Source organism: Rhodococcus sp. B10, assembly GCF_011770055.1.
In the GTDB taxonomy this organism is placed as follows: Bacteria; Actinomycetota; Actinomycetes; order Mycobacteriales; family Mycobacteriaceae; genus Rhodococcoides; species Rhodococcoides kyotonensis_B.
The window spans coordinates 87732-101835 of sequence record NZ_JAAFYV010000001.1; the positions used below are offsets into that span (position 1 = coordinate 87732).

1 protein-coding gene is annotated in these 14104 nt (G+C 67.1%); it reads right to left on the reverse strand.

All coding sequences use genetic code 11. The features are described from left to right. Positions 1-75: 75 nt before the first annotated feature. The gene (locus RhoFasB10_RS00255; RefSeq protein WP_167674611.1) at positions 76-13938 is read right to left on the reverse strand and encodes a non-ribosomal peptide synthase/polyketide synthase; all 13863 of its coding nucleotides are present in this window, start codon (positions 13936-13938) and stop codon (positions 76-78) included. Positions 13939-14104: the final 166 nt, after the last annotated feature.

Here is a 14104-nt window from a genome sequence, read left to right on the forward strand (position 1 = left end):
GCAAATTTCAAGCTATTTGCAGTTTTTACACCGTTCGAATGGTGTCGTTCCTGGCTCTGCCCCGTATCGGCCCGACTATTGCATTCGGCCGAACGACTTCCCGCCGACGAACAGCGTCACGCCGTCCGGTTCGTCGGCCGAACCGCCGTCGGTGACCACTACGGCGTCGAGATCCTCGAAGTCGTCACCGCCGAGTTCGCCTGTGTCGGCCGCCGGTACGAACGCATGCGTGACCCACTCGTCGAGGACGAGGTCCGCGAGCTCGCCGTCCCCGCTCGGCACGACCCACGCCGCTCCGACGACACCTGCGGCCAACAGGGCCGACAGTTGCCAGGCATCGCCGGCGTCGGACGCAGCGAGAAGCCGTGACTCGAACGTCACTCCGTATCGCCCGTTCGCTTCGGTCAGCGCAGCCACGAGCGTGCTCTGTCCGATCTCCTCGACGGTTCCGTCACCCGTCACGACGACGACCGCAGGGTCCGACGGATCGAGCAAGCGTGTGCGCTCGGAGTACGCGATCGGCCTGGGCGATGCATCGGAGACGGCACCGACGACGGACGCGTCGTCGACCTCGAGCACCTCCGGCCCCTCGGGCACGTCCGATCCGTCTCGTCCGAGGACCAGCCGAACACCCACGGCTTCGACGAGTGCCTGTGCGTCGCAGTCGCTTTCACCCACGACGACGGCCGCTCCGGTGAACGTCGTCGCCAGCACGGCGACTGCCCAATCCACCGACACGGGCACCGTGACGACGACTTTGTCTCCCGGTCCGACACCGCGACCGATGAGCACTCGTGCCAATCGGGCGGCGCGACCCTCGACGGTGAGGTACGACAGTTCCTCACCGTCGACCGCGACGGCGGGAGCGTCGGGATCCAGCTCGACGACAGAACCGATCACCTGCGGCAGGGACCTGTCCAGCGACACCGACGAGGCAGGGGCGGTCTCGGCCTCCGGCGCGGCATGCGCCTGGGTGAGGGCCCGTTCCTGTTCGCTCATGATGTCGATGTCGCCGACGATGACGAACGGGTCCGCAGCCACGGAACGCAGAATGCGCGTGAACCGGTCACCGAACGTTCGAGCGGTCGGCTCGTCGAACAGATCCGTTGCGTAGAGCAGGGATCCGAACAACCCCGCAGGGTGGCCGTCTGCGTCCGTCCGTGGTTCGACGGTGAACTGCAGGTCGAACTTGGCGCCCAACTCCCCCGCATCGAGACCCTCGACCGTCAGGCCCGGCAGATCCAGGCGCACGCGCTCGAGGTTCTGGAACGACAGCGCTACCTGGAAGATCGGATGACGCGCCTGCGAACGCGCGGGCACCACGGCGTCGACGACGTTCTCGAACGGTACGTCGGCATTACCGAAGGCACCGAGATCGGCCGTCCGCGCCTCGTCGACGAGCCCGGAGAAAGTTCCACCCAGATCGATCTCGGTGCGCAACGCAAGCGTGTTGACGAACATGCCGACGAGCTCGTCCAACTCGGCTGCCCCTCGACCCGCCACCGGCGTACCGACGACGACGTCGCTGCTGCCGCTGAGACGCCCGAGCAGGACCGCGAGTGCGGCGTGCACGACCATGAACAGCGATGCGCCGCGGTCACGTGCGAATGCGGCCAGCTGCGCATGGGATTCGGCGTCGAGGTCGAAGTCGACGGATCGACCCTGCATCGACTGCGTGGCCGGACGTGGCCGATCGGTCGGCAGATCGAGTGCGTCCGGAATGCCTGCGAGCGTCTTCGTCCAATAGCTCAGCTGTTCCGCCGCAACCGAATCGGCGTCGTCGACGGCTCCGAGGACGGCCCGCTGCCACAACGCGAAGTCCGCGTACTGGATCGGCAGTTCTGTCCATTCCGGCGCCTGACCGGCGACCCTCGCCGAGTACGCGACCATGACGTCGCGTGCCAACGGGGCGATCGACGCACCGTCGGCCGAGATGTGATGCACGACGAGCGCGAGAACGTGCTCCCGCGGCGACAGCCGAACGAGACCGACGCGGACCGGTACTGCGTCGGCGACGTCGAACCCGCCGAGAACGAGCTCGGCCACGACGCGGGTCGCGTCGGCTTCGCTGTCGACCGCGCGTGGCGTCAGATCGAACGCAACGTCGGCCGGAGCCAGAATCCGCTGCTGCGGGCCGTCGGCGTCGGACGGATAGATCGTGCGCAGCGACTCGTGCCGGGCGACGACGTCTGCCACCGCATGTCCGAGCGCGTCGGTGTCGAGATCACCGGAGAGCTTCACTGCCAGCGGAATGTTGTATGCGCCGGACTCGGGGTCGAGGTGGTTCAGCACCCACATACGTTGCTGCGCAAGCGACAGCGGGATACGTTCCGGTCGCGGCCCCGCGGTGAGGGCCGGGCGAACACCCGTGCCCGCCAGTTCGGAGACCGTTGCCGCGAACGCCGCGACGGTTGTCGCGTCGAACATGGTCCGCACCGGGATCTCGGCATCGAGAGCCGCACCGACGCGTGAGACCACCTGCGTCGCGATCAACGAGTTGCCGCCGAGCGCGAAGAAGTCGTCGTCGAGTCCCACCTGCGGAACACCGAGAACCTCTGCGAAGACCTCGGCCACGATGCGCTCGACATCGGTGGTCGGGGCGCGGAATTCCGCAGCCTCGAAGACGGGCTCCGGCAGCGCCTTTCGATCCAGCTTGCCCGACGGACCCAGCGGAAGCGCGTCGAGTACCAGCAGCACCGAGGGCACCATGTACTCCGGCAGCACTTCGGCCGCCGACGTCAGCACCGTGTCCACGTCGATGGACGCGCCGGCAGCGGGCACCACGTATCCGACCAGACGCTCACCACGTACCAGGACGACCGCTTGCGCCACCGACTCGTCCGCCAGTACCGCGGATTCGATCTCCCCGAGCTCGATGCGGAGACCGCGCAGCTTGACCTGGAAGTCGGAACGCCCGATGTACTCGAGCTCGCTTTCGCGGTTCCATCGCACCAAGTCGCCTGTGCGATAGAGCCTTTCGCCTGCGTCGCCGAACGGATCGGCGACGAATCTGTCGGCCGTCAGGTCAGGACGCGACGCGTAACCACGAGCCAGCTGGACACCGCCGAGGTAGAGCTCGCCCACCGCGCCGACTGCCACGGGACGCAGCCTGGCGTCGAGCACGTAGACCTGCGTGTTGAACACGGGTCGGCCGATGGGAACGCCTGCGGTGTCCGCATCGGTGACCTCGTGATACGTCACGTCGACGGCCGCTTCGGTCGGGCCGTACAGGTTCACCAAAGTCGTCGACGGCAACACGTCGGACAAGGCTTTCGCGGTCGAGTACGGCAACGCCTCACCGGACGCGAACACCCAGCGCAACGACCCAGCCGCCGAGGCCGCCGGCTCCGACGCGAACACACCGAGCATCGACGGCACGAAGTGCGCCACGGTTACGCCTTCGGCCTCGATCAGTCGTGCCATGTACACCGGATCGCGGTGGCCGTCGGGGCGGGCGATCACGAGACGCGCACCGATCTGCAACGGCCAGAACAACTCCCACACCGACACGTCGAACGTGGTGGGTGTCTTCTGAACGACGTGATCGGCAGGCGTCAGTGCGTACTCGGCCTGCATCCACACCAGTCGGTTGACGATCGCGCGATGCTCGATCGTCACACCCTTCGGCTTGCCCGTCGATCCGGACGTGAAGAGTACGTACGCCGCATCCGACGCGCTCACCGGCCTCCTGCGTTCCGCGTCCGTCACCGGCGCGTCCGAGAACTCGGCGACATCGAGGTCGTCGATCACGATCGGCAGTTCGGAGCCGAAATCGCCGCGATCGCGCGTCGTGGTGAGCGTCAGCGCGACGCGTGCGGTGTCCAAGATGTAGGCGATGCGCTCCGTCGGCTGCGACGGATCGACCGGCACGTAGGCGGCGCCGGCCTTCAGTACCGCGTAGATGCCGACCATCAGCTCGAAGGATCGCCCGATGGCAACGGCGACCGTCGACTCGGGACCGACCCCGCGACCGATCAGGTACCGGGCGAGTCGGTTCGCGCGGGCGTCGAACTGCGCGTAGGTGATCGTCCGGCCGTCGAACGTCAAGGCGGGGGCATCCGGTGTCCGCGCCACCTGCGCGTCGAACATCGACACCAGGGTCGCCGAAGGGTCGACGGCGTGGTCGGTCGCGTTGACCCCACGCACCAACCAGTCTCGCTCGCTGGCGTCGACCAACTCGATGTCGCCGACGGCGGTCTCGACGTCGGCCGTGACAGCGTGCAGAACCGCGACGAACTGGCGACCCAGCTCCGTGATCGTGTCCGCGTCGAACAGATCTGTGGCGTACACCATTTCGACGGACCGACCACGCGTACCGTCCGACTGCTCATGCGGCTCGGAGACCGTGACCTGCAGATCCATCTTCGCGACGGCCGAATCGAAATCGACCGCGGCTGCCGTCAACCCCGGCAGTTCGAAGGACGACGACGAGAAATTCTGGAACGTCAGCAGGACCTGCACGAGAGGGTGGCGTCCCTGCACACGCGGCGGATCGAGCACCTCGACGACACGCTCGAACGGCAGATCCGCATGCGCGAACGCGGACAGATCGACCTCGCGTGCCTGAGCCAGAACGTCGCCGAAGCTCTGCGAGCCGTCGATCTGCGTCCGCAGGACCAGGGTGTTGACGAACATGCCGATGACGTCGTCGAGTGCGGCCTCACCGCGACCGGCGACCGGTGTGCCGACGGCGACGTCCTCGCTGCCGGACACGCGCGACAGCAAGACGGCCAGCGCCGCGTGCACGACCATGAACGGGGTCACGGCCCGTTCGGCAGCCACCCGGTCGATTGCTGCGGTCGTGGTCTCGTCGAGCGTCAGTGAGTGCGCCGCACCTCTACCGCTCGACGCGGAGGGCCGGGCACGGTCCGCCGGCAGTTCGATCTCGTCGTCGAGCCCGGCCAGCGCCGTCTTCCAGTAGGCCTCCTGCTTGCTGACGATCGACGACGCGTCGTCCGGCGATCCGAGGACCTCGCGCTGCCACAGCGTGTAGTCGGCGTACTGCACGGGCAACGGCGTCCAGCCGGGTTCCTCGCCGCGGCTTCGCGAGACGTACGCAGTGATCACGTCACGCATCAGCGGAATCATCGAGAACCCGTCTGCGGCAATGTGATACGCGACGACGACGAGTACGTACTCACTGTCGCCGACCTCGAGGAGCCTGATCCGCAGCGGTGCTCGCCGTGTGACGTCGAAGCCCTCGGTGACGATCGTCGTCACCGCGTCGAACAGATCGGTCTCGGCGACGGCCTCCACGCGGAAGTCGGCGCGCCCCGAGGCCACCGGCATGACGACCTGGATGCCGGTGCCGTCCGACTCCGGATACACGGTGCGCAGGATCTCGTGCCGTGCGACGACGTCGTCGATCGCCGCCGTCAGCGCGTCGACGTCGAGCGTTCCCGTCAACCGCACCGCTGCCGGAATGTTGTTGACGGCCGATGCCGGGTCGAGCCGGTTGAGGAACCACATGCGCTGCTGTGCGAGCGACAGCGGGATCCGGTCCGGTCGCGGCATCGCCGTCAGTGCGACGCGTCCGCCGGTGTGCGATTCGACGCCTGCCGCCAGCGCCTCGACGGTCGGCGCCTCGAACAGCGTCCGGACCGGAACCGACGAGTCAAGTGCCGCACCCAGTCTCGACACCACCTGCGTTGCGACGAGCGAGTTGCCGCCGAGCGCGAAGAAGTCGTCGTCCAGACCGACGCGTTCGACACCGAGTACCTCGGCGAAGATTCCCGCGACGATCTCCTCGACCGGCGTGGACGGTGCACGGAACTGTCGGGCAGCGAATTCCGGTGCGGGAAGCGCTTTTCGGTCGAGCTTGCCCGACGTGTTGAGCGGGAACTCGGCGAGTACCACGATCGCGCCGGGGACCATGTACGTCGGCAGCGTCTGCCCCAGCGCCGCGCGCAGTGCGTCCGTGTCCACGGTGTCGGTACCCGCAGGAACGACATAACCGACGAGTTGATCACCGGCATCGGTGGCGACGACAGCAGCCGCGGACAGACCGACGGACGGATGCGCGGCCAAGGCAGCCTCGATCTCGCCGAGCTCGATGCGCTGTCCGCGGAACTTGACCTGGAAGTCGGTGCGACCGATGTAGTCGATCGTGCCGTCGGCACGCCACTCCACGAGGTCACCCGTGCGGTACATGCGAGCGCCGTGCTTGGAGAACGGGTTCGCGACGAACCGATCCGACGTCAGGTCGACGCGCCCGTGGTAGCCACGAGCAAGCTGAACGCCTGCCAGATACAGCTCACCGGGAACACCGACGGGCACCGGATGCAGTCGCGAGTCGAGAACGTAGACCGCCGAATTCCATTCGGCGACACCGATGGTCACGGCTGTACCTGCCGCGGTGTCGGTCACGTCGGCGTAGGTGATCGACACTGCCGCTTCGGTCGGGCCGTACAGGTTGTGGACGCGCGCCGAAGAGACGCGGGCGAAGTCTCGGACGGCCTCGCCGGGCAGTGCCTCGCCGATGACGAAGATCTGGCGCAGGCTCGCGATCGATGCCCGTGTCACCGCTGCTGCGAACACCGACAGCATGGTCGGCACGAAGTCCGTGACGGTCACCGCATGTCGTGCGATGACGTCGGCGAGATAGGCGGGGTCACGATGTCCGTCCGGCGTCGCGAGGACGAGAGTCGCCCCCACGCGCAGAGGCAGGAAGAATCCCCACAGGGACACGTCGAACGTCGTCGCGGTCTTCTGCAGATAGACGTCCGCTGCGCCCAGTCGATATTCGGACTGCATCCACTGCATCTGATTGACGATCGCCCGGTGGCTGACGGCAACGCCCTTCGGCCTGCCCGTCGATCCGGACGTGAAGATGACGTACGCGACGGAGTCCGGCGAGACCCGCGGCGGGGTGAACGTCGCGTCGGATTCGGGACGAGCGTGCACGTCGACGACCGAAACGTCCACCGGCGGCGTGAACTCGTCCTCGGACCTGGTCAGCACACAGACGGGCGCCGCGGCGTCGAGGATGTAGCCGATGCGCTCGGCCGGGTGGTCGGGGTCGATCGGAACGTACGCGGCGCCGGAACGCAGCACCGCGTACATCGCCACGACCAGATCGACGGACCGTCGAATAGCAAGAGCGACACGTGTTTCCGGTCCTGCCCCTGCCGCCGTGAGCACTGCCGCCAACGAGTCGACGCGCTCGGACAACTCGCCGTACGTGAGCGACACGCCCTCGTACACGAGGGCCGTTGCGTCGGGACGTTCGACGGCGACGGCGTCGAACCCATCGAGAAGCAACGCAGCCGGCAGCTCGTGGTCCGTCGCATTCCATGCGCGCAGCAGGGCGTCGCGTTCCGGTTCGGTCGTGACGTCGATGTCGCCGACGACCGATGCCGGGTTCGTCGTCACCGCCTCGAGGACGGCGAGGAATCGCGATTGCAGCAGCTCGATGCCCGACGGGTCGAACAGATCTGTCGCATAGGTGAATTCGACCGACCAGCCGTCACCTTCAGTCGGCTCCGACACTGCGACCTGCAGATCGAACTTGGCGGTGCCCGCATCGAAGTCGACTGCGGAGACGCTGAGGTTCGGAAGGTCGAGTTCGGAGCGACCGAGGTTCTGGAAGAACAACGCCACCTGGAACAGCGGGTGCCGTGCCGTCGATCGAGCCGGATCGAGGATCTCGACGAGTCGTTCGAACGGGATGTCGGCGTTGGCGAACGCCGCCAGGTCGGACTCTCTGACCTGAGCCAGCACCTCGTCGAAACGAGCTGGTGCGTCGACACGTGTCCGCAGCACGAGCGTGTTGACGAACATGCCGATCATGTCGTCGAGTGCAGCATCACCGCGGCCGGCGATCGGAGCGCCGACGGCGATGTCGTCGGTGCCCGACAGGCGCGCGAGCAGCACGGACAGCGCGGCGTGAACCACCATGAACGGCGTGGCCCGTTCCGCGGACGCCAGGTTTTCGACTGCACTTCGCAGCGACGCGTCGATGTCGAACCGATGCGTCGTGCCGCGTCCCGACGCGACAGCCGGACGCGGCCGATCGAACGGCAGGTCCAATTGTTCCGGTGCGCCGGCAAGTGTCCTCTGCCAGAACGCCTTCTGCGCGGAGATGATCGATTCGGGATCGTCCTCCGAGCCGAGTACCTCGCGTTGCCACAGCGCGTAATCGGCGTACTGAACCGGCAGTGGCTCCCAGTCGAGATCGAGCCCGGCCGCGCGAGCGGTGTAAGCACGCACGACGTCACGCGTCAGCGGGCCGAGCGAGTAGCCGTCGGCCGCGATGTGATGGGCGACGAACACCAGAACATGCTCTGTGGACGACACCTCGAACAGGCTCGCACGGAACGGGGCACGCGTCGTTACGTCGAATCCGGCGAGCACCGTCTCCTCGATCGACGCGGCCAGTTGCTGAGCGTCCACCGGAATCGGTGCCAGGTCGGGAATGACCGACCGAGTCGACACCACCTCCTGATAGCCGACGCCGTCGATCTCCGGATACACCGTCCGCAACGATTCGTGACGGGACAGCACGTCGGCGACCGCGACGTGCAACGCATGCCGATCGAGCAAGCCCGACAACCGAATCGCGACGGGAATGTTGTTGACCGCGGAGTCCGGATCCAGGCGGTTGAGGAACCACATGCGCTGCTGCGCCATCGACAGTGGAATGTGATCCGGTCGTTCCTGCGGAGTCAGCGGGACACGAGCGCCCCTGCCCACCTCGGATTCGATGCGCACCGCGAGCGAGGCGACGGTCGACACCTCGAACAACAGACGAACCGGGACGGTCGTGTCCAGCGCAGCACCGAGGCGGGAGACGACCTGCGTCGCGATCAGCGAGTTACCGCCGAGCGCGAAGAAGTCGTCGTCCGCGCCGACGCGTTCGACACCGAGCACGTCGCCGAACACGGACGCGATGATCTCCTCGACAGGAGTCGACGGCGCACGGAAGGCGCGCACCTGAAGTTCGGGCTCCGGCAACTTCGCACGGTCGAGCTTGCCCGCCGCATTGGTCGGAAGGGCGTCGAGCACGACGAACGCTGCCGGAACCATGTACGACGGCAACTCCGCCGCCAGCGTCCGGCGCAGCTCCTCGAGGTCGACCGGTGTACCGGCGACGACGTACAGCACGAGGCGATCGCTCTTGACAACGGCAACCGCGTCGGTCACCGAAGGTGCTGTGCGCGCGACCGATTCGATCTCGCCGAGTTCGATACGGAGGCCACGGAGCTTGACCTGGAAGTCGGTGCGTCCGATGTATTCGAGTTCGCCGGACGCGTTCCACCGCACGAGATCGCCGGTCCGGTACATCCGTCCGCCACCGAACGGGTCGGCGACGAACCGCTCGGCGGTCAACGTCGATCGACCGTGGTACCCGCGCGCGGTCTGCACACCCGCCAGGTAGAGCTCACCGGCTACTCCGACGGGCGTCGGGTTCAGCCGACCGTCGAGAACGTACGCGGCGGTGTTCCACACCGGGGTGCCCATGGGTGCCGTGGTGTCGTGCAGCGCGTGGCCGTCGACGCCTGCCACCGGCCTGCTCGTCGCGTGCACGGTGAATTCGGTCGGCCCGTACAGGTTGTGAACCTGCGCATCGGTCACTCGGGCGAGCCCGGTGACGACCGACGCCGGAAGCGCTTCTCCCGCAAGCTGAATCAATCGCAGCGACGACGCGTCCCGCGCGGCCATCTCGGCGGTGAACACGGGCACCATCGACGGTACGAACGAGGTTGCGGTGACCGCTTTCTGCTCGACGACGTCGGCCAGGTAGGTCGCGTCGCGGTGACCGTCGGGACGCGCGATGACCATTCGAGCACCGGACGCCGGTGCACCGAACAGTTCCCAGACCGACACGTCGAACGTGAGCGGCGTCTTCTGCAGGACGACATCGTGCCCGCCGAGGCCGTATTCGTTCACGATCCACGCGATCTGGTTGACCACCGCGCGGTGCGGTACGGCGACACCCTTGGGACGACCGGTCGAGCCGGACGTGAAGATCACGTACGCAAGTTGATTCGGGTGCGTCGACCCGCGACGATCGGCGTCCACCAACGGCTCGGCCCGGTAGTCGGACAGGTCGAGCGTGTCGATCCGGACGACGCTCGTTCGCGGCGCGGCGAAATCGTCGCGAGTCGTCGTCAGCACGACGGGAGCCTCGGACACGTCGAGAATGTAGTCGTTGCGCTCGGCCGGCTGGTCGGGATCGATCGGTACGTAGGCGCCGCCCGCCTCGATCACCGCATACAGCGCGACGACCATGTCCACGGACCGGCGAATCGCGACGGCCGTCAGGACGTCGGGCCCGACACCGAGTGTGACGAGATGGCGCGCGAGAGTCGTCACACGCGAACGGAACTCGCCGTAGGTGACGGTCTCGTCGTCGAAGGACAGCGCCACCGCGTCCGGCGTGGTCGACGCCATCCGGTGGAACGCGTCGAGCACGAACTCGTCGGCCACGTCGTGGCTCGTGACGTTCCAGGTCTCCAACACCGTCGTGCGCTCGGCGCTGTCGATCAGCTCGATGTCGCCGACGACCGTCCCGGCATCCGTGGTCACGGCGCCGAGGACACCGATCAACCGCGACGCCAGAGTCGCGATCGTCGACTCGTCGAACAGGTCTGTGGCATAGGTGAATTCGAGCTTCCACTGCGCGTCGTTCTCGGAGACGGTGACCTGAAGGTCGGTCTTCGCGACGGCAGTGTCGAACTCGACTCCGGACACGGTCAAGCCCGGCAACTCCAGGCTGGTGGTCCCGAGGTTCTGGAACACGAGCAGCACCTGGAACAGCGGGTGGTGCGCTTGCGATCGCGGCGGATCGAGAACCTCGACGAGACGTTCGAACGGCACGTCGGCGTTACCGAACGCGTCGAGATCGGAGCGACGCACGGCGGCCAGCAGGTCGGTGAACGAGTCGGCCGGGTCGACGACGGCGCGCAGGACCAACGTATTGACGAACATGCCGACGAGGTCGTCGAGAGCTTCCTCGCCACGACCCGCGACGGGTGTTCCGACCGCGATGTCCTCGGTTCCCGACAGCCGGGCCAGCAGCACCGCCAGCGCGGCGTGCACCACCATGAACGGCGTCGCGGACTGCGTCGTTGCCAGCGCCTCGATGGAACTGCGCAGCGACGCGTCGATGTCCGTCGCGTACGTCGCACCCCGTCCCGACGCCACGGCGGGACGTCGCCTGTCCGACGGCAGGTCCAGTTGTTCGGGCAGGTCCGCCAACGCGCCGCGCCAGAATCGTTCCTGCGCGGAGATCAACGATCGTGGATCGTCTTCCGAGCCGAGGACCGCGCGCTGCCACAGCGCGAAGTCCGCGTACTGCACAGCCAAGGGCGCCCATCCTGGAGCGTTGCCGTCGCTGCGGGCGGCGTACGCGGTGACGACATCTCGCGTCAGCGGAAGCATCGAAAAACCGTCCGCCGCAATGTGATGCGCGACGAGAATCAACACGTGTTCGGTGGGTGACACCTGCAGCAGGCGCAGTCGAACCGGCACCTCGGCCGTCACGTCGAATCCCTGCGACACGACATCGACGACGCGGCCGTACAACGCCGTTTCGTCGACGCGTTCGGGAAGCAGATCGGGCGCGGCGTCGTCCGTCTCACACACGACCTGGCGACCGACACCGTCGACCTCCGGGTACACGGTGCGCAATGCTTCGTGCCGGTCGACGACGTCGTAGATCGCAGCCTGCAACGCGTCGACGTCCAGCAGCCCGGACAGCCTGATCGCGACCGGAATGTTGTCGACGGCCGAATTCGGGTCGAGGCGGTTGAGGAACCACATGCGCTGCTGCGCCATGGACAGAGGAACGACGTCGGGACGTTCACGCTTCGCCAGCGGCTCACGCGCCGACGAACCGTCGGCCTGCGCGGCGTCGACCGACTTCGCGAGACCGGCGACGGTCGGTGCGTCGAAGAATGCACGCACGTCGAGCTTGATCGACAGTTCGGCTCCGACGCGAGCGATCGCGCGGGTCGCGCTGAGCGAGTTACCACCGAGTGCGAAGAAGTCGTCGTCGACGCCGACGCGTTCGGCTCCGAGGATGTCCTCGAAGACGGCGACCAGGGTGCGTTCGACTTCGGTTGCCGGAGCACGGTATTCGGCGGCCGCGAGGGTGACGTCGGGCTTCGGGAGGGCCTTGCGGTCGAGCTTTCCGCTGGCGTTCAGCGGGAACTCGTCGAGCACGACGAACACGGCCGGAACCATGTAGTCCGGCAGCGTGCCGCGGATACCGGCGGCCAATGCAGCGGAGTCGGCTTCACCGGTCGACGTGACCAGATACGCCACCAACTGGTCGTCGACCCCGGAATCCGAGTCGTCGGAACGGACGACGACCACTGCCTGGCGGACCGTCTCCTGAGCGAGAAGCGCCGCTTCGATCTCACCGAGTTCGATGCGCAGACCACGAAGCTTCACCTGAAAGTCGGTGCGGCCCAAGTATTCCAAGACACCGGCAGTGTTCCAGCGCACGAGGTCGCCGGTGCGGTACATCCTCTCGCCGGAGTCGCTGTACGGGTCGGCGACGAACCGGTCGGCGGTCAGATCGGGTCGGGCGATGTATCCGCGTGCCAGCTGCACACCCGACAGGTAGAGCTCGCCGGGCACGCCGGGCGGAGTGCGGTCGAGGCCCTCCCCCAGCACGTGCAGTCCGGTGCGGGGCACCGCGACGCCGATCGGTACCGACACGAGGTCGGAGCTGTCGGTGCGGTGGTACGTGACGTCGACGGCAGCCTCGGTCGGGCCGTAGAGATTGTGCAGTTCGGCGTCGAACACCTCGTGAAAACGAGCCGTCGTCGACGCAGGCAGTGCCTCGCCCGACGCGAACACCTGCCGCAGGCTCGGAATCGTCGGCGCCTGGTCCGAGTCGAACTGGCCGAGGAACACCGACAGCATCGACGGCACGAAATGTGCGGTCGTCACGCCGTGCGTGCTCATCGTCTCGGCGATGTACGCCGGATCGCGGTGGCCGTCGGGCGCGGCGACGACGAGCCGTGCGCCTGCTTGCAGCGGCCAGAAGAATTCCCACACCGACACGTCGAACGTGAAGGGAGTCTTCTGCAGAACGACGTCGTCGGCGGTCAGCGGGTAGTCGGCCTGCCGCCAGTCGAGGTTCGCGACGATGGCCTCGTGCGAGACCGCGACACCCTTCGGGCGTCCCGTCGAACCCGACGTGAAGATGACGTACGCCGTGTTCGCCGGATCGAGCGCACCGTTGCGTTCGTCGTCGACGAGCGGTTCCGACGCGTACTGCGCCAGATCTTCGGTGTCCACGTTCAGCGCACGAACGTCGCCCGGTAGCGCGACGTCCTCGGTCGACGTGGTGAGCACGAGAATGGGCTCGGCGATGTCGACGACGTAGCCGATGCGATCGGCGGGATGTCCGGGGTCGATGGGAACGTACGCGCCTCCCGCAGCACTGATCGCGTACATCGCGACGAGGAGGTCGAGCGACCGCGAGATCGACAGACCGACGCGAACGTCCGGGCCGACTCCGAGTTCGACGAGGCGACGGGCCAGACGATTGACCCGGCCGTCGAATTCGGCATACGTGAGTTCGGTCCCGTCGAAGGTCACCGCGACCGCGTCGGGGGTGCGCTCGACCTGGTCGCGAAAACGACTGACGAGCGTCTCGGCGACGGGGACCGCAGCGACCTCGCCGAGCACCTCTCGGGCGTCGGCGACGACGGACGCGACGATCCCCTCCAGCCCACCGTCGGCCGCTTCGACGGCACCCGGCGCGACCGTCGAGAGTGCGAGGGGTACCAACGCGTCGGCGCCGAGCACTCCGCCCATGGCGGTGTCGAGGTTGCCGATCTCGCGGTGCAGGTCTCCGTACGTGACGGTCGAACTACCGACAGCGACGGCGACACGGTCGGCCTGACCTGCGGCGACCCGTCCGACCAACCCCGGTAGATCTTCGATCGCCGCCGACTGCGAACCAGACCCACCAGACACCATCTACCTCGTCCTCCCAATCACCACTCGCGAAACCTCGATTATCGCAGCCGTACGAAGCCTACTGACGAACGGACCACCGCCCAGTTCGCCGACGGATTGTTCGGATACCCACCTGATCAGGTCGGCATCCGAATGATCCGTCGGCAAACTCCCCGTACCGGCCGCC